Genomic DNA, 20,961 nt, shown 5'->3' with positions numbered 1-20,961 from the left:
GCAATGAATAACTATAGCGTTTTCGAAATATTTTGAATTGTCTCCAATGCGCGCGAAGCATACTGTTCATTTCGTTCCTGCTTGTTTTTAATTTTAACCCCCAAGTCCTTGAACAGACCGAAGTTCGCATTCATCGGCTGGAAGTTTTTCTTGTTTGTTTCCGTGATGTAATGGGCCATGCTGCCGATCGCTGTTTCATTTGAAAAAGTGACCGGTTCTTTTCCCTGGATGAGCCGAGCCGCATTTATTCCGGCAACAAGACCTGAAGCCGCTGATTCAACATACCCTTCAACACCTGTCATTTGGCCGGCGAAAAACAGATCGTCCCGTTTTTTAAACTGGTAGGTCGCTTTTAAAAGACTCGGCGAGTTGATGAACGTATTTCTGTGCATTACGCCGTAGCGGACGATTTCAGCTTGTTCCAGTCCCGGAATGAGGCGGAGCACTTCCTTTTGGTCGCCCCATTTGAGGTGGGTCTGAAAACCGACAATATTGTAAAGCGTGCCGGCTGCATCATCTTGGCGCAGCTGCACAACGGCGTATGGACGCTTCCCTGTTTTGGGATCTTCAAGTCCGACAGGCTTCATCGGGCCGAACAGCATCGTTTTTTTGCCGCGCTTCGCCATAACTTCAATCGGCATACAGCCTTCAAAGAAGATTTCCTTTTCAAATTCTTTCAATGGAACGGTTTCCGCAGACACGAGGGCGTCATAGAACCTGTCAAACTCCTCTTCAGTCATCGGACAGTTCAAATACGCTGCCTCCCCTTTGTCATAGCGGGATTTCAAATAGACTTTATCCATGTCAAGGCTGTCTTTTTCAACAATCGGCGCAGCGGCGTCATAAAAGTACAGATAGTCTTCACCTGTCAGCTCCCGGAGCTTTGCGGAAAGCGCTTCTGACGTCAGCGGTCCTGTCGCAATAATTGTCGGTCCTTCCGGTATTTCCGTAACTTCTTCATTGAGCACGGTCACATTCGGATGATTCTTTACTTTTTCGGTAACGTTTGCGGCAAATTCATGCCTGTCTACGGCAAGCGCACCGCCGGCAGGAACAGAACATTCGTCAGCAGCAGCGATGATGGCCGAGTCAAGAACCCGCATTTCTTCCTTTAATACACCGACAGCGTTCGTTAATGAATTCGCCCGAAGCGAGTTGCTGCAGACAAGTTCTGCAAATTTATCTGTATGGTGTGCCGGCGTTTGCTTAACAGGCCTCATTTCGTATAAACGGACATTGATACCGCGCTTGGCAAGCTGCCATGCCGCTTCGCTTCCGGCAAGTCCTGCACCGATGACATTTACTGTTTGATTCATATTCACATCTCCTAATTTATGAGTTGACTTCATCTTTTAACACAACAAAGAAGGTGAGCAAAGCCCTGCTCACCGCTACTTTTGTTGTTCTTCCTTATAATCGCAATTCACGCACTGCACTTGAACGCCTTTTTTGAGCTTTTTCTCCACAAGCATGTCCTCACATTTCGGACATTTCCGTTCAAGCGGTTTATCCCATGATACGAATTCGCATTCAGGATAGCGGTCACAGCCGTAAAAAATGCGGCGTTTTTTCGATTTGCGCTCGACGATGTTGCCGGTTTTGCATGAAGGGCATTTGACGCCGATCTCTTTTACAATCGGCTTGGTGTTGCGGCAGTCGGGAAAATTGGAGCAGGCCATAAATTTGCCGTAGCGGCCCATTTTATAGACCATCGGATGACCGCACTCTTCACAGTCCACACCCGCATACTCCGGTTCGATTTCCACTTCCTGCATCTCGGCTTCCGCCTTTTCAACGCGTTTTTCAAAGTCCTTGTAAAAGGAATCGATGATCTGCACCCATTGAATGTTTCCGTCTTCAACACCATCGAGCTCTTTCTCCATTTTGGCGGTGAACTCAACGTTAATGATCTCAGGGAAAAACTCCATGATCAAGTCAAGCACGATTTGACCGAGCTCAGTCGGGATAAAGCGTTTGTTATCAAGGGCGACATACCCGCGCTTTTGAATTGTGTCAAGCGTCGGCGCGTATGTGGACGGACGGCCGATTCCCAGCTCTTCAAGCGTTTTGACCAGCCTTGCTTCCGTATAGCGCGGAGGCGGCTGTGTGAAGTGCTGTTCGGGTTCGATATCTTTTGAAAGAACGGTGTCGCCTTCAGCGAGATCCGGAAGCATCTTATTCTTCTCTTCCATCTGATCGTCTTTTCCTTCAACGTACACCTTCATGAAACCTGAAAACTTGACTTTACTGCCGTTCGCCCGAAATGTCAACCCGTTGTTTTCAAGATCGACGCTCATCGTATCGAGTGTCGCCGGAGCCATCTGGCTTGCAACAAAGCGCTCCCAGATCAGCTTGTATAGCCGAAGCTGGTCTCTTCCCAATACCGCCTTCAGATCGGAAGGCTTTCTGAGCACTGAGGTCGGCCTGATCGCTTCGTGGGCATCCTGGGCGTTTTCATTCTTTTTGGCAGGCTTTCGCTTGCTCCCCAAAAATTCTTTTCCGTACTGTTCGCCGATGAATGATGCCGCTTCTTCTTGAGCTGTATTCGAGATGCGGGTTGAATCCGTTCTCATATACGTGATTAACCCGACAGTTCCTTCTTTGCCGAGATCGATTCCTTCATAAAGCTGCTGGGCGATCATCATCGTTTTCTTTGCCCGGAAATTTAATTTACGCGCCGCTTCCTGCTGAAGCGTCGATGTCGTAAACGGGAGCGCAGGGTTCCGCTTCCGTTCTTTTTTCGTGACCTTTTTAACCTCAAATTTGTTCCCTTTGATCTGGGAGAGGATTTGCTTTACATCATCTTCGCTTTTCAGCTGGTGCTTTTCGCCGTTTATTCCGAAGAAGCTCGCTTCAAATGTTTCTTTGCCTTTGAGAAAAGACCCTTCAATGGTCCAATATTCTTCAGGTTTAAAATCGTTGATTTCTTTTTCCCTGTCAATGATAAGGCGGAGCGCAACAGATTGGACACGTCCCGCACTCAATCCTTTTTTTACTTTTTTCCATAAAATCGGGCTGATTTTGTACCCTACAAGGCGGTCCAGAATTCTTCTCGCCTGCTGGGCGTCGACAAGATCCATATTGATCATGCGCGGATGCTTAAATGAATCTTTGATTGCATCTTTTGTAATTTCATTAAATACGACGCGGCAGTCGGAATTCAGGTCCAAATCAAGGCTGTGCGCCAAATGCCACGCGATCGCTTCCCCTTCCCTGTCGGGGTCGGCTGCGAGATAGACTTTTTTCGCCTTTTTGGCGGCCGTTTTTAATTCTTTCAACACGGGGCCTTTCCCGCGGATCGTAATGTATTTTGGTTCAAAGTTCTGCTCGATGTCAACGCCCATCTGGCTTTTCGGCAAGTCTCTGACGTGTCCCATCGAAGCTTTCACTTTATATTTTTTTCCTAAGTATCGCTCAATCGTTTTTGCCTTTGCAGGCGATTCCACGATGACTAAGTATTCGGACATAACATTATCCCCCTCAAGAGGTGTTCTCTCTCTTTTCAATTTAGCCTTTTTATTGTATTCAGCATAATCGTCGTTTATATAAACATTATTTTCACGAAAAGTGTCTGATTTAATCCTTTATATGTTGAACGCCGATTAAAGCGTTTAAACTTGAAATCCTCACTATTATTAAATATTACAATACGGTTTGTCAAACGATAATTCTAAACAGGTTCCGGATATTGAGTGCGTGAAGGCGGCAGTTCGCTCAAAATATCTTCAATATTCAATACGAGTTTCGCCCCTTCCTGGATCAGCCTTGAAGGACCAAAAGAGTTGGCGTCAAAGATCGGGCCCGGCACAGCGAACACCTCCCGCCCCTGCTCTAAGGCTTGATATGCTGTGATGAGCGACCCGCTCTTTTCCTTTCCCTGGACGACAACGATTCCTTCCGTTAATCCGCTGATCAGCCGATTTCGCATCGGAAAGTGCCATTTTTGAGGTTTAACGTCAGGAGGGTGCTCTGATACCAGCAGGTGGTTTTCGGCCATTTGACCGGCGAGCTGGCGGTGTTCACGGGGATATATGCTGTTGAATCCGCCCGCGATGACGCCGATTGTCCTTCCATTTGAACGGATGCTCTCCTGATGGGCGAGACAGTCAATTCCTTTTGCAAGACCGCTGACGATCGTCCAGCTTTTTTTGCAAAGCTCCCTGACAAGGTGAACCGCTGCTCTTTTTCCGTATAATGACGGGCTGCGGGTGCCGACGATTCCGATCAGTCTTTGTTCATGGAGAAGTTTAACGTTTCCTTTTAAAAAAAGGACGGGAGGCGGGTCATGAATGGTTTTCAGGCTGGCTGGATAATCAGGGGAACATATGGCGGTCATGCGGACTCCGGCCGCTTCGTAAGAACGGATGAGCCGTTTAACATTAGACAGTTCTTGTTCCGCCAGTTTTCGTATGGAGCACAAGTCTGATCTTTTTAATGAAAGCTTCGTTAAAAGATGGTTTTTTTCGCCCGTAAGGGACAAGGAAGGATCCTGCTTCCACCACTTGGTCAGCAGAGAAGGGGAGAGTGTGCCGCGAAGGCGGAGCAATATCAAAAGCTCGCTGCTGTCGTTCATTCAAAAACCTCCAAACATTTTTAAAACAAAACAATCTGAAAGTACTAAACGATTTAACCAGTTATGAAAAAGCAGGAATAGACCAATCGGACTATTCCCGCTCATGTTAAGATCAGTGTGTTTTACACGTTTCGTAAAGGCCTTTTTCCTTCAGCACTTTAATCAATGTTTCTCCCATGACAGAAGGCGTTTCAGCCACTTCGATTCCGCAGGCGTTCATCGTTTTGACCTTTTCGTCCGCCGTGCCTTTTCCTCCGGAAATGATGGCGCCGGCATGCCCCATGCGCTTTCCAGGAGGCGCTGTTTTTCCTCCGATGAAACCGACGACAGGTTTGGTCATGTTGGCTTTCACCCATTCGGCCGCTTCCTCTTCAGCTGTTCCGCCGATTTCGCCGATCATGATCACCGCATGTGTATCAGGGTCTTCATTAAATGCCTTCAGCACATCGATGAAGTTTGTCCCGTTGACAGGGTCTCCGCCGATGCCCACTGCAGTCGACTGACCGACTCCTGCTTCTGAAAGCTGATGAACCGCTTCATATGTAAGGGTTCCTGAACGCGACACAACGCCGACATGGCCTTTTTTATGGATATATCCTGGCATGATCCCGATTTTGCACTCCTCAGGTGTAATGACTCCCGGACAGTTCGGACCGATGAGCCTTGTTTTCTTGTCTTCCATATACCTTTTCACTTTTACCATATCCAGCACCGGAATGTGCTCAGTAATACAGATGACAAGATCAAGCTCAGCATCTGTCGCTTCCATAATCGCATCGGCCGCAAAAGCCGCAGGAACGTAAATGACAGACGCATTGGCCCCGGTCTGCTTGACTGCCTCTTCGACCGTGTTGAACACAGGCACCCCTTCGACCTCTGTTCCGCCTTTGCCCGGTGTGACTCCGCCGACAATTTTCGTTCCGTATTCAAGCATCTGCTTTGTGTGAAACAAAGCGGTTGAACCCGTTATCCCCTGAACAATGACTTTTGTGTCTTTATTAATAAATACACTCATTTTGGTCCCCTGCCTTTCTTACTTCACTAAGGATACGATTTTCTGCGCGCCGTCAGCCATTGATTCCGCAGACGTAATATTGAGTCCTGAATCATCGAGGATCTTTTTGCCGAGATCGACATTGGTGCCTTCAAGGCGAACGACAAGCGGCAATGTCAGGCCGACTTGTTTCGTCGCTTCAACAACGCCTTCTGCAATGACGTCGCATTTCATGATGCCGCCGAAAATATTGACAAAGATCCCTTTGACGTTTTGATCAGACAAAATGATCTTGAACGCTTCCGTTACCTTTTCAGCTGTCGCGCCGCCTCCAACATCAAGGAAGTTGGCCGGTTCCCCTCCGTAGTGCTTGATAATGTCCATGGTCGACATCGCAAGCCCCGCTCCGTTGACCATGCAGCCGATGTTTCCATCGAGCGAAATATAGCTTAAATCATACTTGGATGCTTCGATTTCCTTCGGATCTTCTTCATCGAGATCTCTGTACTCCAAGATGTCTTTTTGTCTGTATAGCGCATTGCTGTCAAAGTTCAGCTTGGCGTCAAGGGCCATGACTTTTCCGTCTCCCGTGACGACGAGCGGATTGATTTCAGCAATGGAACAGTCTTTTTCAGTAAACGCCTTGTACAGTCCCATCATAAACTTAACGGCCTGGCCGACAAGCTCTTTCGGGATATTGATGGCGAAGGCGATTTTTCTCGCCTGGTAACCCTGCAGTCCGACAGCCGGATCGATCACTTCTTTGACGATTTTTTCCGGCGTTTTTTCAGCGACTTCTTCAATTTCCGTGCCGCCTTCTTCGGAAGCCATCAGCACGATGCGTGAAGTCGCCCTGTCGAGAACCAGACCGACATAGTATTCTTTTTTGATATCGCAGCCTTCTTCAATAAGTAAGCGTTTTATTTGCTGGCCGTCGGGACCCGTCTGGTGAGTGACAAGCGTCTTCCCCAACAATTCTTCCGCATAGGCTTTGACTTCTTCTTTTGATTTTGCAATTTTAACCCCGCCAGCTTTACCGCGTCCGCCGGCGTGAATTTGAGCTTTCACGACATAAACCGAGCTGGACAGCGCTTCCGCTGCTTTGACCGCTTCATCTGCTGTAAATGCCACTTTACCTTCCGGAACAGCCACTCCGTATTGTCTGAGTACTTCTTTCCCTTGGTACTCATGGATATTCATTTCCCATCCTCCTAACTTATGTAGCAAAAATAAAAATAGACTGCGCTTTCATTTTATATAATCATAGATCGATTGTCTAGGTTTCGATGAGAAATCGTAAAATCCTTCTAAACATTCACACTTTTATTTTATTAAAAATATAAAATTAATAGAGGAAACGGCTTTTTTTCAAAAGTCATTCCCTCTTTTTCATTTTTTCATCAAGCGTATAGACGAATGAAAAGATCTCGGCGACGATTTCGTAGAGCGCTTCAGGAATGTGATCGTCAAGCTCCAAGTGGCGCATTAATTCGACAAGCGTCGCATCTTCCTGAATCGGTACACCGGCTTTTTGCGCCTCTTCAATGATCTTCTCCGCCGTGTATCCCGATCCTTTGGCAACCACCTTCGGCGCCTTATCCTTCATTTCATCGTAGTGAAGCGCAACAGCTCTTCTTAATGGAACAGATTCTTCCTTCATATTTTCACATCCACTGCGCTCTCTATAATTTGTTCAAAACGGGCGTCCAGGAAAGGAGCAAGCTTCATGTTTTCCCGTTTTTTTGCTGTGACGCCTGACAAGCTGTAGCCCAGTTCTTTCAGGTTTTCCTTTAAAGCGGGGACCAGCGGTGCAAGCAAAGGCTCCAAGTCGAGCCCTGTTTCAATTGTAACCGTCATGACGTTTTGCTGGATTAAACAATCGATCACCGTCTCTTCCAAGGCCTCCAACTGAAGGTAAAACATGAGGCGGCACTGGGAAGGGTCGATCTTTCCGTCGTCCTTTTTCTGCCCTTTTAAGAAAACGGTCAAATCCTGGACGCCGTTCTTTGAAAACAAAGGGTACGACAGAAAAAGCTGGCTTTGGGCAGGCTGATCATTCTGCAAAAACAGCTGTCCGTTTAAACGGTGAAAGATCTGGTTCGCTTCCTGTTTTACAGGTGCCGGAAGATCGGAAGCATGCCTCATTTCATTCAGCACGAGCTTTAAAGATTGAAGGCCCTGCTCTTTGAGGACAGCGCCGTTTTCCATCGCTCTCAACAATGAGAGTTCATCTCTGACGCCTAACAGGTCTTTGATCTTGAGGAGAACGGAAAATACATCGGCTTTATTCGTCAATGCAGGCGCTGTTTCTTTCATGATATGCTGCAATAATTCCGTCTCTTTTGGCGTGAATCCGCCCGGAACGGCCGGAGCTTGTCCAAGAGATCCGCGCGATTCAAGCGCTCTGATGACGCCTGCCGCTTCTCTTACAATATCCGTCCCGTTCGTTTCGGCTTGTTCCGCCAATTTAGCGAGCAGGTCTTTAGCTGCCGCGATTTCTGCGATTTGCGGCTTCTGCTGAACAGCTTTTGCTTCTTGTCCTTGGGTGCCGCCGGCGTCAGCTTTTTGCAAAGGATTTCCGACTTCTGACTGAACCTGCGGCTTTAATGGCTGAACGCCCTGCGGTTCTCCTTTTTCGAGCGACCTGACGTGTTCTGCAAGCTTTTGAATCAGCCTTTCGGCATGCACCTCGGTCTCCGCTTGTAAAACAGGCAAAAGCGCCTGCTTCAGCTTTTCCATGCCTGCGGATGGCTGAGTGGCGTTCGTGATCATCTCAAATGTTTTGGCAATCTGCTCGTTCAGCGGTACGGGGTTTTTGACGGCCAAAATCGAATCGAGCACGCCGGGATGGACGGGAAGTTCGCGTTTAAGTGCGAACATGACGGCATCGGCGCCTTTTTGGGCATCAGATTTCGGCAGATTTTCAAGCCACTTGATGGCGGCTCTTAAATCGTTTTCCCTGATCGGCTGCTGCTCCTTCAGCAACGCTCCGACCAGAAAGACAGCTTCCTTCGTCCGCTTCAGAGAAAGCCCGTTCAACAGCTTAAAAGCGGCGTCCTGCACTGTCTTCGGGTTTTTGTCAAACGCTTCAACGACCTGAAGGCGGCCTGTCGCTTCATCAGGCTTCTTTTCATACGAAAACCAGTAATGAGCGCCCGCTTTCAGGGGTGCCTCTAGCTTCCCCTGCCATTTCGTATTGCCGATTTGTATTTCGGCGAACTGCTCGCTGATAAAGCGGAGCACTTTGCCGAGCATCAGCCTTTTCTGATCCGTCTCCGTTCCGTTGATCCGCTGGAGAGAATCCGCTTGTTCAAATTGTTTTCTTAAGCTGTTATGTACATCGTTCAGCATCATCAAAGTCATTCTTCCTCCGGAACGTTATTCATGTGCTTTAACAGGGGCGAACGATCTTCGGTGTATCGGCGACGGGCCGTATTTGGCAAGGGCATGCAGATGCTCCTTTGTTCCGTAGCCTTTATGCTTTTCAAACCCGTAGAGAGGATACTTTTCGGCGTATTCATCCATCAGCCTGTCCCTCGTCACTTTTGCGATGCATGCGCCTGCCGCTATCGATGCGCTTTTGGCATCCCCTTTAATGATCGAGGACTGCTCTGTATCGACTGCAAGCGACATGGCGTCGATCAGAAGATAATCCGGAGCGACGTCCAGCGCTTGGACCGCTTTCAGCATCGCCGCTTTCGAGGCTTCATAAATATTCAGCTCATCGATCTCATCAGCGGCAGCGATTCCGACGCCGACTGCTGCGGCTTCTTCCATAATGTATGAATAATAGTCTTCTCTTTTTTGCTTTGACAGTTTTTTCGAATCTGTCAGCCCTAATATTTCACAGTCTTCTTTGAGGATGACAGCGGCGGCAACAACCGGCCCTGCGAGAGGTCCTCTGCCCGCCTCGTCGATTCCGGCGATATATTGATAGCCCCGCGCTCTCAGCGACCGTTCGAAAGACGTCATCACCTGCCACTCTTCCCGCATGGCCGAAAGCCTTTCATTTTTCTTCAACCAGGCGTGGACAAGCGCTTGGACGCTTTTCCGCCCATCATTTTTGCACTGCTCTATAAAAGGGTCTTTTTCATCACTCACCGATTGAAGATGTTCTTTAATTTCTTTGACGGTTAATGTTTTCACTTTCTCTTCTCCCCTAATGTTCTTATCGGCGCATCTCCTGCAAAAATAAAGGCCCGCTCTTTTAAAAGCGCGCCTTTTTACATATCCTCCGGCTTTTCAAAAGAAAGCGGACCGAACTTTTCGGTGCGGATATCGCGGATGATGACTTCTGTCGTCTTGTCGTAATCGATCTCGCCTCCGGCCATGAGACAGCCGCGTTTTTTTCCGATCTCATCAAAAAGCGCTGCAATCTCTTCTGGAATCTCCTCCAGGTCATAGCGCTTTTTTAAGCGCTCAAGGTAATTCTCTTCCAAAAAGCGCAAACCGTAGACGGCGACATCCTGCAGGTTGATAATCGAATCTTTAATTGCACCTGTTGCCGCAAGCCTCAGCCCGACAAGCTCGTCCTCAAACTTCGGCCATAAAATCCCCGGTGTATCGAGAAGCTCGAGCTCTTTTCCGACCTTCACCCACTGCTGCGCCGTTGTGATCCCGGGTCTGTCGCCCGTTTTGGCGATGTTTTTTTTCGCCAGCCGGTTAATTAAAGTCGATTTGCCGACGTTCGGAATGCCGACGATCAACGCTCTGATCGCGCGCGGCTTTACACCTTTTGCTTTCATTTTATCAAACTTTTCTTTCAGCAGCTCTTTTGAAGCGGGAAGAATGTGATTGAGCCCCTGTCCGTTGACCGAGTTGATGGCGAGGGAAGGAATTCCGTCTTTTTCAAAGTGCTGTTTCCAAGCTTTTGTCACGGAGGCGTCCGCTTTATCCGCTTTGTTGAGCAGCATGATTCTCGGTTTGTTTTTTAAAATCTCTTCAATCATCGGGTTTCTTGAAGACATTGGAATTCTGGCGTCGACCAGTTCGTATACAATGTCGATCAGCTTGAGTTTCTCCGTTACTTCCCGCCTCGCTTTGGCCATATGCCCTGGGAACCATTGGATCACCATTTGTCTGACACCTACTTTCTGTTATTGCTATTCTTTTAATGGTGCGGTGCATTTATACTTGTTTGACAAAAAAAGAGCTTGTTATGGTTAACAAGCTCTTTTCGTTCGTTATCTTTATCGTCTGATTTCTTTAATACGAGCCGCTTTTCCACGAAGTTCGCGCAGGTAATAAAGTTTCGCACGGCGTACTTTACCATGACGGACAACTTCGATTTTCGCGATTTTCGGTGTGTGCAATGGGAATGTACGCTCAACTCCGACACCGTAAGAAATCTTACGAACTGTGAAAGTTTCGCTGATTCCGCCACCACGACGCTTAATCACGACACCTTCAAAAACCTGGATACGCTCACGGTTACCCTCGACAACTTTCACGTGTACACGTAAAGTATCACCAGGACGGAACGCAGGCAAATCAGTGCGCAATTGTTCTTTTGTGATTTCTTCAATCAATTTTTGCATCGTCTTCAACTCCTTCCAACAGATGCTCTTGCGCGAGTTAACCGGCACAGCGGAACATCGTTTTCAAACTTAAACGAGCGTTCCCGTTCAAGTCACAAGTAGTATCATACCACACCTTTTTCCCTGGTGCAATAGAATCTACCGGTTTTTCCATTCAGAAATCCATTTTCGCTCTTCTTCAGATAAAGGATAGTTTTCCAGAAGGTCGGGACGCCTTAAAAAAGTGCGCCTGAGAGACTCCTTCCGCCGCCATTCTTTGATTTTTGCATGGTTCCCGCTTGTCAGAACGTCCGGCACCTTCAGACCTTTATAATCTGCCGGCCGCGTGTAATGGGGGTGTTCAAGAAGCCCCGTGCTGAAAGAGTCTTCAAGATGCGATTCTTCCTTGCCGAGCACGCCCGGCAAAAGCCGCACAACGCTGTCTGCGATCATCATCGCCGGCAGCTCTCCCCCTGTTAAAACGAAATCTCCGATCGAAATCTCGTCTGTAGACAGGTGCTCTCTGATCCGCTCATCATACCCTTCATAATGCCCGCAAATGAACATTAAATGCTCTTCCTGCGCCAGTTCTTCGGCCTTCTGTTGGGTATAGCGTTCCCCTTGGGGGCAGACGAGGATGATTTTCGGAGACCCTTCGGCTTCAGCCGTCAGCTTTTCGACCGCATCAAAGACAGGCTGCGGTTTCAGCACCATTCCTGCTCCCCCGCCGTATGGATAATCGTCAACGGTTTGATGCTTGTTGTCGGAAAAGGCCCGAAAGTTCACCACGCGAAAGCGGACAGCGTCCTTATCCTGGGCTTTTTGCAGGATCGACGAGCCGAGCACGCCTTCAAACATTTCCGGAAAAAGCGTTAAAAAATCGATTTTCATTCGTCAAGTAACCCTTCCATGATATGAATCTTGATCGTTTGATCCGCCACGTTAATCTCTTTGACAACGGCGTCGATATAAGGGATGAGCGCGTCTTTCTTTCCCGGTCTGGCCACGACCCAGACATCGTTGGCGCCCGGCGTTAAAATTTCTTTGACCTTGCCGATTAAATCCCCGTCTTCCGAGAAAACATCGCAGCCGATGATTTCGTGAAAGTAGTACTCGTCTTCCGCCAACTGGCTTAATTGGTCTTCGGGAACTTTAATCAAGGCATTCTTTAATTTTTCGGCTTCGGTGAGCGTTTCAACCTCTTTAAACTGCAAAAGGTGGAACTGTTTATGAAGCCTGTGGGCGCTGACGGTCACCTGGACAGGCTCGTCTGTTCCTTCACGGAACAAGTAGAGCGCGTTTCCGGGCTTGTACCGTTCCTCAGGAAAATCGGTTCTTGAAATGACGCGGACTTCGCCTTTTACCCCATGAGTATTAACAATTTTCCCTACATTAAACCATTGTTTCAGCATTTCTTCACCTCGGACGAATTTCAATGACGATCCCGTCTTTAATCACGATTGTTTTTCCCGTCGTCATATCATGCCAATTATCCCCGACTTCAATGTCCATTAAAGCGTCGATTTCTTTTTCCTTTACTTCGCTGCCAAGCGGCAGTGTGTGGATTTGATTGATTTGAAAAACGATCATTTTAATCTTGTCCTGTCGTTTTTCAATTTCCTTTTTAAATGATTCAGTCGCTGCCGGATTGTGGTGTTCCTTTTCGTGTTTCCTGAGCTGAAAATAGAGCTGGTTGCATTCGCGCTCCAGGATTTCCTTTCGTTCTTCAAAAGAAGCCAGCAGCTTTTTTTTGCTGTTTTCAGTCAAAACCTGCATAACGGTAACACGTTGGATAATTTGCATGGCATCATCACCTACTGTCCCGTGATTTTTCCTTTCCCTGAAATCCGGCAGCCTGGCATAAGCTGACAATCGGAATCGTTCATCTGTTTCAATTTTTCTTACATGTTAAAAAAGGGGGAGGTTTTCACCCTCTCCCCTTAGTCTGCGATCTCAAGTTGAACTTTCTTAGAAGACTGTGCGCCTGCCGCAAATACGACAGAGCGTATCGCCCTTGCAGTGCGCCCTTTTTTGCCGATGATCTTGCCGGTATCCTCTCTGTTGACAGACAAGCGGAACATCGTCCGCTCTGGATTTTCCTCTCTGAAAACCTGAACGTCATCCGGATGATCCACAAGCGGTTTGACCAGTGATACAATCAGCTCTTCCAAGTGCAGATCACTCATTATTTGCTTTGTTTAGCGTTGTGGAATTTTTCCATAATGCCTTCTTTAGAGAACAGGTTGCGAACCGTGTCAGACGGTTTAGCTCCTGTTTGAAGCCATTTAAGCGCAAGCTCTTCGTCGATTTTGACTTCCGCTGGTTTTGCAACCGGGTTGTAAGTTCCGACTGTTTCGATGAAACGGCCGTCACGCGGCGAACGAGAATCTGCTACAACAATACGATAGAAAGGAGATTTTTTTGCTCCCATACGTTTTAAACGAATTTTTACTGCCATTTTACTAGCACCTCCGAAAATATTTCAACAAGATAGTATATTAACAATGATAAAAGTGTTTGTAAAGTGTTTTTTCTTAACAACGTTTTTATCATCTGAAAACAGGTTTACATGAAGGGGAGTTTAAACCCTTTTTTCTTGCCTTTTGTCATGTTTGTCATCTGTTTCATCATTTTTTTCATTTCTTCAAATTGCTTTAAAAGACGGTTGACTTCCTGTACGGATGTCCCGCTTCCTTTCGCAATCCGTTTGCGCCTGCTTGCATTGATGATCTCAGGCTGCTCTTTTTCCTTCCCGGTCATCGACTTGATGATGGCTTCGATATGGCTGAGCTGTTTTTCATCAACCTTAACGTTTTTTAAGCCTTTCATTTTGCCTGCGCCGGGCATCATTTGAATCAGATCTTCAAGCGGCCCCATATTGCGGACCTGTCCGAGCTGTTCCAAAAAGTCGTCGAGCGTAAAGCTCATATTTTTCATTTTTTGCTCGAGTTCTTTCGCCTTTTCTTCGTCTACGTTGGCCTGGGCTTTCTCGATAAGGGTGAGCACATCGCCCATTCCGAGAATCCGCGAAGCCATCCGTTCGGGATGAAACGGCTCCAGCGCATCAAGCTTTTCGCCCATCCCGGCAAATTTGATCGGCGTGTTTGTCACGGCGCGGATCGACAAGGCCGCCCCGCCTCTTGTATCACCGTCAAGCTTCGTCAGAATGACACCCGTCACACCGAGCTGTTCGTTGAAGCTTTTGGCAACATTGACCGCGTCTTGACCCGTCATGGAATCAACGACAAGGAAAATCTCTTCCGGCTGAGCTGTTTCTTTTACCTGCTCAAGCTCATCCATCAGGTCTTCATCAATGTGAAGACGCCCCGCCGTATCGATGAGAACGTAGTCATGATGATCTTCTTTCGCCTTTTCGATCGCCTGCTTGGCAATCTCCACCGGACTGACCTTGTCACCCAGCGAAAATACCGGCATATCGAGCTGCTTGCCGAGCGTTTCCAGCTGTTTGATCGCCGCCGGGCGGTAGATGTCTGCTGCCACGAGCAGCGGATTGCGGTTATGTTTTTTGCGAAGCAGGTTGGCAAGCTTTCCGGTCGACGTCGTTTTACCGGCCCCTTGCAGACCGACCATCATGATGACGGTCGGCGGACGCTTTGCAGTGGCAATCTTGCTTTCCTCGCCGCCCATCAGCTCCGTCAGTTCTTCTTTGACAACTTTAATGACCTGCTGTCCGGGCGTCAGGCTTTTCATGACGTCTTGTCCGACAGCTCGTTCGCTTACCTTTTTCACAAAATCTTTCACGACTTTAAAATTGACGTCCGCTTCAAGGAGCGCTAAACGGACTTCGCGCATCATGTCTTTGACGTCTTGCTCCGTTACTTTTCCTTTTCCGCGGATTTTTGAGATCGTTTGCTGCAGTCGGTCGGCTAATCCTTCGAATGCCATATTAAGTGCCGCCTCCTAATCTAATTTCTCAAGCGCGTCGATCAGGGATTCCGCTTCGGGCTGACCGGCAGTCAGCTTTCTCAGCTCTTCAAAAATCTTCTTGCGCTCTTGAAATTTTTTAAACAAAAGTAGCTTTTCTTCATATTGCTCAAGCATGGCTTCGGTCCGTTTGATATTGTCATAGACCGCCTGCCTTGAGACATGATATTCTTCAGCTATTTCGCCAAGGGAGAAATCGTCTAAGTAGTAAAGCGACATGTAGCTTTTTTGTTTTGATGTCAACAACGACTGATAGAAATCGAATAAGTAATTCATTCTCGTTGTTTTTTCAAGCGTCATGAGACTCTCCCCTTTGTTAAGTCAAATCCCTTTACGATACATTAGTTTACGCTGAAATATTTGATCTGTCAAGTTTTTATCTTGTCATACATAACGGCGAAAAAGAAAACCCCGGTGAAGGGGTTTTCCGCGCCTACTCTTCTTTCTCGATCAGATCGGAAAACAGGCCGTATACATATGACTCTGCTTCAAACGGCTGCAGGTCATCCATTTTTTCTCCCAGCCCGACAAACTTGACCGGAATCTGGAGCTCGTGGCGGATGGCGAGGACGATGCCGCCTTTTGCCGTTCCGTCGAGCTTCGTCAGCACGATGCCGGAGACGTCAGTCGCTTTGGAAAATTCGCGCGCCTGAGTCATCGCGTTCTGTCCTGTCGTCGCATCCAGTACAAGCAGCACTTCATGAGGTGCATCAGGCACTTCGCGCTGAATCACGCGCTTTACCTTTTCGAGTTCTTTCATTAAGTTCACTTTGTTTTGGAGACGGCCTGCCGTGTCGCAAAGCAGGACATCGGCGCCGCGCGCTTTCGCGGCTTGAACGGCGTCATAGATAACGGCCGCAGGATCCGAGCCTTCCGCCTGTTTAACGACATGCGCGCCGACGCGCTCTCCCCACACTTCAAGCTGATCGATCGCGCCGGCTCTGAATGTATCTCCGGCAGCAAGGACGACATTTTTGCCTTCTTTGATGAATTGATGGGCAAGCTTGCCGATCGTCGTCGTTTTGCCGACGCCATTGACGCCGACGAATAAAATGATGTTCAAGCGGCCGTCTTCGACGCGGAGCTCTGCTGCTTCCTGCTCCCCGCCTTCATAGATTTCGACGAGCTTTTCAGAAATGACGGACTGAACCTCTTTCGGGTCCTGAATATTTCTTCGTTTGACCTCGCTTTTCAGTTCGTCAATCAGCTCCATCACCGTTGCAACGCCGACATCAGCACTGATCAGAACCTCTTCAAGCTCTTCAAAAAAATCCTCGTCCACTTTCCGGTAGCGGGAGACAAGCTCATTGACCCGCTCCTGAAACGTATTTCTCGTTTTCGCCAGGCCTTCTTTAAATTTGCCTGAAACCGAATCGGTCTGCTGTGTGATTTTTTCTTTCAGTTTTTTAAAAAAGCTCATGTCCTGTAACCTCGCTTTATTGAACTAGTTCTTTTGTTTCTTCAAGCTTGACTGAGACCAGCTTGGAAACGCCTGATTCCTGCATCGTCACGCCGTAAAGAACATCGGCTTCTTCCATCGTTCCTTTCCGGTGGGTGATGACGATAAACTGGGTTTCATGGCTGTATTTTTTCAAGTATTGGGCAAAGCGGAACACGTTCGCTTCGTCAAGCGCCGCCTCGACTTCATCCAGCATACAGAACGGAACCGGTCTGACTTTGAGGATCGAAAACAGGAGCGCGATCGCCGTCAAGGCCCGTTCCCCGCCGGAAAGCAGGCTCAGGTTCTGCAGCTTTTTGCCCGGAGGCTGAGCGATAATATCGACGCCCGATTGGAGCAGGTCATTCGGATCTGTCAGTTTGAGTTCGGCTCTTCCGCCGCCGAACAGCGCCCGGAAGACGTCTTCGAAATGAGAACTGATCTGCGCAAATGTTTCCGCAAAACGCTTCGTCATTTCCTCATCCATTTCCTCGATAACCTTAAAGAGCGTATTTTTCGCTTCGAGCAGATCGTCTTTCTGCTCCGAGAGGAAGAGGTAGCGTTCATTGACCCTTTCGAATTCCTCAATGCTGCCGAGGTTCACCGTTCCCAGCTCTTCGATTGCAAGCTTGATCAGCTTGACGCGCTTCCTCGCTTCTTCAGGGGAAAGCTCCAAAGGATATTTTTCCTTCGCCCCTTCAAATGAAAGTCCATACTCTTCCCGCAGGAAAGAGAGCAGGTTGTCGAGTTCGACTTCCATACGGCCGAGCTTGACTTCTTCGTCTTTTAAGAGGCCTGCCATCTGCTTATACTGGCGCTTCATTTCTTTCAGTTCCAGCTCTTCGGTTTCAAGGCCTTTTTGCAGTTTCATCCGCTGCTCTCTTCTTGATGCGATCAGCTCTGCGGTTTTATTTTTGTCGTTCAGCTTCTTTTTCGCAGCTTCTTCAAGTTTTTCCTCGCCGGAAGTATTGGAGGACATTTCTGTCGTCAAGAAAGAGAGATCCTCTTCGGCAATCTTGAGCGCTTCTGCATTCTCGGCATACTCTTCTTCAAGCCTTGCAAGCTTTTCCCGTTCATTCGCACACGACTGTTCGGTTTTCGCCAACACCACTTTCAAATCGGTCAGCTCGCTTTGCAGCGCTTCTTTCGTCGAGGTCTGCGTCTGTTTCCGCTCCGTCATGGCTTCAATTTCGGAATCGAGGCGCTTCAGCTCGCCGGCGATCGATGTGAGCTTTTCTTCAAGCTCTTTTTTACGCCGTTTCTTGTCTTCGTCCCCTTCGAACAGAGCCGATTTTTCCTGGTCGTAGAGCTCCAAATGGCTGTTGACGTTTTTCTCGGCGATTTCGAGTTCGTACAGACGCCCTTTGATTTCCTGCTGCTCGGTTCTTAAGCCTTCCCCGTCCTCGCGGAGTGACTGAAGTTTGGCATCAAGCTCTTGCATCGTCTGCTTCAGGGCTTTCACTTCTTTTTCGAGCAATTCGGTTTTCTCTTCCATCTCGGCGAGACGTTTTGTCTGGGCTTCCAGCTCCCTGTTACGTCCCAGAAGCGAGCTGCTTTTTTTCTTAACGGCTCCTCCCGTCATTGAACCGCCCGGATTGACGACATCCCCTTCAAGGGTGACGATCCGGTATCTGTGGCCGAGCCGTTTGGCAAGATCGTTGGCGCCTTTTAAATGCTCGGTGATCAGCACGGTGCCAAGCAGATTTTGCACGACGGTCCGGTAGGCCGGATCAAACGAAACAAGCTCGCTGGCGATGCCGATGAACGACGGATTTTCTTTCGCCGCTTCGATGTCTCGCGACTGGATGCGGCGCTCTTTGATGACGGACAGCGGGAGAAAGGTCGCCCTTCCGAACGAATGCTTTTTCAAATATTGAATCGCCCGTCTGGCGGCGTCTTCATCGTCTGTGACAACATGTTGGGCCGTTGCGCCGAGCGCGATTTCGATCGCTGTTTCATACCGCTCGTCCGTCTTTAACAGCTCTGCAATCGCGCCGCGAATTCCCGGAAGCTCGCCCTTGGCCTTTAATACTTCTTTGACGCCTTGATAAAACCCTGAGAAGTCCTCCTGCATCGCTTCAAGCATTTCCTTTTTGGAGCGCGCCTGCTGAACGTATTGATAAGCCTGGTAAAGGGCGGATTCCTTTTTCTCGTACTGGCTTTTTTTCTGTTCATAGCTTTTTTGCGCGTCCCTGAATGCTTGAATCTGGCTGTGAAGGCGCTCGTCGACGAGGCTGAATTCGTGTTCGGTTTTCATCTTTCGGTCGGCGATTTCCTTCCGCTCGCTTAAATATTTTTCATTGTTTTGCGCGAGCCGTTTTTGCTGCGCCGCGGATTGGGACATTTGGTCTTCAAGAAATTGAAGCTCGTTCCGGACGGATGCCTGTTCGTTCAAGAGCTCGAAATAATCGCTTTTCAGCTGTTCGATTTCTTCTTCTACATTTTCGCTGTATCCGGAGAGAGCCTGATTCTTTTCTTTCACCTTTCGGGCAAGCTCTTTTGCTTCGGCCTCGAGCTTTTCAAACACAAGCTTCTGCGCGGCGATTTTCTCTTTCAGGCTGCGCTCTTTTTCACTGCGCTGGACGAGCGCTTCTTCAAGCTGAGCTCTGTTTTGCGTCGCGTTTTTTTTGCGTTCCTTCAGCACTTCTTTCCGGCCTTCAAGCTTCTCCAGTTCCTCGCTAGTCAAAAGCAGCACTTGCTGAAGTTCATCGACAGATTCGTCGAGCGCTTGAATTTTGTCTCTTGCCTCTTCGATTTTGGCTTCCTTTGCCTGGATGGCCGCAGACGAGGACATTTCTTCGTCTTTCGCCTTTTCGACTTTTTGCTGAAGGGCTTCCCATTTTCCGTGAAGCTCTTCGATATCATACGCCGTTAACGCGATTTCGATTTTTTCAAGCTCATCCTTTTTTTCAAGGTAGTCTTTGGCGATCGAAGCCTGCACTTTCAGCGGCTCCACCTGCCCCTCGAGCTCATGGAGGATGTCTTCGACCCGGTTCAAGTTGTCCTGTGTCTCAAACAGCTTGTTTTCGGCTTTTTTCTTTCTCGTTTTGTATTTTAATACGCCGGCCGCTTCTTCGAAGATGCTTCTCCGCTCTTCAGCCTTGCTGCTTAAAATCTCTTCGACTTTGCCTTGGCTGATGATGGAAAACGCTTCTTTTCCAAGCCCCGAATCCATAAAAAGATCGATGATATCTTTCAGGCGGCACGGCTGGTTGTTGATGAGAAATTCGCTTTCCCCCGATCTGTAGACTCTTCTCGTCACACTGACTTCGTGAAAATCGATCGGCAAAAAGCGGTCGTCATTGTCAAGCGTCAGCGTCACTTCGGCAAGATTCAGCTTTTTCCGCGAATCGCTGCCGGCAAAAATGATGTCTTCCATTTTGCCGCCTCTGAGCGATTTGGCGGACTGTTCACCGAGCACCCAGCGGATCGCGTCGGTAATGTTGCTTTTTCCGCTGCCGTTCGGGCCGACGACAGCTGTCACGCCTTTTACAAAATCTACAGAAATTCGTTCTGCAAACGATTTAAATCCTATCACGTCTAAACGTTTGAGGAACATGGTGATCCTCCTTATGTATTAAAGTATTACAATTCTATCATAACCCCATCGAAAAGGCTTAAAATACATTGAAATCCCCCTGAGTTTTGCAAGGGGGATTTATTGTTTCATATGGTGTTTTTGCAGCTTCGCAAGCGCTTCTTGAGCGGCATGCTGTTCTGCTTCTTTTTTGGAACGGCCGCTTCCCACCCCAAGTACTTCTCCTTTTAGCGATACGTTTGCTTCAAATTCGCGGTTGTGCGCCGGTCCTTTTTCCTGAAGGATTTTATACTCCAGAATACCTCGTCCGTCGCGCTGTACAAATTCCTGCAGCTGGCTTTTAAAATCCATCACATGAGAAAAAGCACCATCGTCGATTTTAGGGAAAACGTACGCTTTCAGAAAGGCCACGACAGCTTCGAGCCCCTGATCCAGATAGAGCGCACCGATAAAAGCTTCAAACACATCGGCTAAAAGCGCCGGACGCTTTCTTCCTCCAGTCATTTCCTCTCCTTTTCCCAATAGAACAAGCTCTCCGAAAGAAAGCTCGTGGGCCAGGGAAACCAAAGAAGGCTCACATACGATCGCCGCTCTCAATTTCGTCAAATCACCCTCGCTCATCGCCGGGTATTTGGCGTATAAAAATTGAGAAATCGTCAGTTCCAAAACGGCGTCTCCTAAAAATTCAAGCCTCTCATTATCTTCATATGGCTTCTTTCGATGCTCATTCACATAAGATGAATGTGTAAATGCTTGATATAAAAGCTTCTCGTTTTGAAATTGAACCGAAATCCGTTCCTGAAACTTTTTAAACTGCTCCGCTTTCTTTTGAAACATTTTTTTGTCTCTGAAATGTGAATGTTTTGACATAGCAACCTCCATATGGGCACATCAAGTTCACCTCACCTCCTATGAAAAGGCAGGGTCGTGTATCATCGGCAAAACATTAAAATTAAA

At 48.1% G+C, this 20,961-nt stretch carries 20 protein-coding genes; all 20 read right to left on the bottom strand.

What is annotated here, in order from left to right; all coding sequences use genetic code 11:
• Positions 1-11: 11 nt before the first annotated feature.
• Positions 12-1,316 carry an FADH(2)-oxidizing methylenetetrahydrofolate--tRNA-(uracil(54)-C(5))-methyltransferase TrmFO gene (trmFO, locus tag MST20_RS04145; protein ID WP_243940284.1) on the bottom strand — a complete coding sequence of 435 codons (1,305 nt, stop codon included), beginning with the start codon at positions 1,314-1,316 and terminating at the stop codon, positions 12-14.
• A gap of 75 nt (positions 1,317-1,391) precedes the next feature.
• Positions 1,392-3,467, bottom strand: coding sequence for a type I DNA topoisomerase (gene topA, locus MST20_RS04140; protein WP_243940282.1), 2,076 nt, complete (start codon positions 3,465-3,467; stop codon positions 1,392-1,394).
• A gap of 203 nt (positions 3,468-3,670) precedes the next feature.
• Positions 3,671-4,573 (bottom strand): DNA-processing protein DprA, encoded by a 903-nt coding sequence (dprA, locus tag MST20_RS04135; RefSeq protein ID WP_243940280.1) that lies wholly within the window; start codon positions 4,571-4,573, stop codon positions 3,671-3,673.
• A 112-nt stretch (positions 4,574-4,685) separates the two neighbouring features.
• Positions 4,686-5,588, bottom strand: coding sequence for a succinate--CoA ligase subunit alpha (sucD, locus tag MST20_RS04130; protein ID WP_020451379.1), 903 nt, complete (start codon positions 5,586-5,588; stop codon positions 4,686-4,688).
• Positions 5,589-5,606: 18 nt separating this feature from the next.
• Entirely contained in the window at positions 5,607-6,767 is a 1,161-nt protein-coding gene (gene sucC / locus MST20_RS04125) for an ADP-forming succinate--CoA ligase subunit beta (protein ID WP_020451378.1), read from the bottom strand.
• 175 nt (positions 6,768-6,942) lie between these two features.
• A complete protein-coding gene (locus MST20_RS04120) occupies positions 6,943-7,227 on the bottom strand; it encodes a FlhB-like flagellar biosynthesis protein (protein WP_025811381.1) in 285 nt (94 codons plus the stop codon).
• Positions 7,224-8,921: a hypothetical protein gene (locus MST20_RS04115; protein WP_243940278.1), complete on the bottom strand. Its 1,698-nt coding sequence runs from the start codon at positions 8,919-8,921 to the stop codon at positions 7,224-7,226. The genes MST20_RS04120 and MST20_RS04115 overlap by 4 nt, the downstream gene beginning before the upstream one ends.
• Before the next feature lie 24 nt (positions 8,922-8,945).
• A complete protein-coding gene (locus tag MST20_RS04110) occupies positions 8,946-9,713 on the bottom strand; it encodes a ribonuclease HII (protein WP_243940276.1) in 768 nt (255 codons plus the stop codon).
• 77 nt (positions 9,714-9,790) lie between these two features.
• Positions 9,791-10,642, bottom strand: a complete 852-nt coding sequence (ylqF, locus tag MST20_RS04105; RefSeq protein ID WP_243940274.1) for a ribosome biogenesis GTPase YlqF — start codon at positions 10,640-10,642, stop codon at positions 9,791-9,793.
• 114 nt (positions 10,643-10,756) lie between these two features.
• Positions 10,757-11,104: a 50S ribosomal protein L19 gene (rplS, locus tag MST20_RS04100; RefSeq protein WP_003181728.1), complete on the bottom strand. Its 348-nt coding sequence runs from the start codon at positions 11,102-11,104 to the stop codon at positions 10,757-10,759.
• A gap of 138 nt (positions 11,105-11,242) precedes the next feature.
• Entirely contained in the window at positions 11,243-11,974 is a 732-nt protein-coding gene (gene trmD / locus MST20_RS04095; RefSeq protein WP_243940272.1) for a tRNA (guanosine(37)-N1)-methyltransferase TrmD, read from the bottom strand.
• Entirely contained in the window at positions 11,971-12,495 is a 525-nt protein-coding gene (gene rimM, locus MST20_RS04090; protein WP_065644119.1) for a ribosome maturation factor RimM, read from the bottom strand. Before rimM ends, trmD begins: the two co-directional genes overlap by 4 nt.
• Before the next feature lie 4 nt (positions 12,496-12,499).
• Positions 12,500-12,886 (bottom strand): YlqD family protein, encoded by a 387-nt coding sequence (locus MST20_RS04085; RefSeq protein WP_020451370.1) that lies wholly within the window; start codon positions 12,884-12,886, stop codon positions 12,500-12,502.
• A gap of 137 nt (positions 12,887-13,023) precedes the next feature.
• Positions 13,024-13,269: a KH domain-containing protein gene (locus tag MST20_RS04080; RefSeq protein ID WP_023857213.1), complete on the bottom strand. Its 246-nt coding sequence runs from the start codon at positions 13,267-13,269 to the stop codon at positions 13,024-13,026.
• Positions 13,269-13,541: a 30S ribosomal protein S16 gene (gene rpsP, locus MST20_RS04075; protein WP_006638197.1), complete on the bottom strand. Its 273-nt coding sequence runs from the start codon at positions 13,539-13,541 to the stop codon at positions 13,269-13,271. The genes MST20_RS04080 and rpsP overlap by 1 nt, the downstream gene beginning before the upstream one ends.
• Before the next feature lie 107 nt (positions 13,542-13,648).
• A complete protein-coding gene (gene ffh / locus MST20_RS04070; protein ID WP_243940270.1) occupies positions 13,649-14,989 on the bottom strand; it encodes a signal recognition particle protein in 1,341 nt (446 codons plus the stop codon).
• A 15-nt stretch (positions 14,990-15,004) separates the two neighbouring features.
• Positions 15,005-15,328 carry a putative DNA-binding protein gene (locus MST20_RS04065; protein ID WP_065644118.1) on the bottom strand — a complete coding sequence of 108 codons (324 nt, stop codon included), beginning with the start codon at positions 15,326-15,328 and terminating at the stop codon, positions 15,005-15,007.
• 133 nt (positions 15,329-15,461) lie between these two features.
• Positions 15,462-16,448, bottom strand: a complete 987-nt coding sequence (gene ftsY, locus MST20_RS04060; protein WP_065644117.1) for a signal recognition particle-docking protein FtsY — start codon at positions 16,446-16,448, stop codon at positions 15,462-15,464.
• 16 nt (positions 16,449-16,464) lie between these two features.
• The gene (gene smc, locus MST20_RS04055; protein ID WP_243940268.1) at positions 16,465-20,025 is read right to left on the bottom strand and encodes a chromosome segregation protein SMC; all 3,561 of its coding nucleotides are present in this window, start codon (positions 20,023-20,025) and stop codon (positions 16,465-16,467) included.
• Positions 20,026-20,124: 99 nt separating this feature from the next.
• The gene (gene rnc, locus MST20_RS04050; protein ID WP_075752863.1) at positions 20,125-20,874 is read right to left on the bottom strand and encodes a ribonuclease III; all 750 of its coding nucleotides are present in this window, start codon (positions 20,872-20,874) and stop codon (positions 20,125-20,127) included.
• Between the last annotated feature and the right edge of the window lie 87 nt (positions 20,875-20,961).

It is taken from the genome of Bacillus sp. B19-2, assembly GCF_022832475.1.
Classification (GTDB): Bacteria; Bacillota; Bacilli; order Bacillales; family Bacillaceae; genus Bacillus; species Bacillus paralicheniformis.
Note: the sequence above shows the minus strand (reverse complement) of the source record. Positions and strands in the feature narration are given on the sequence as shown.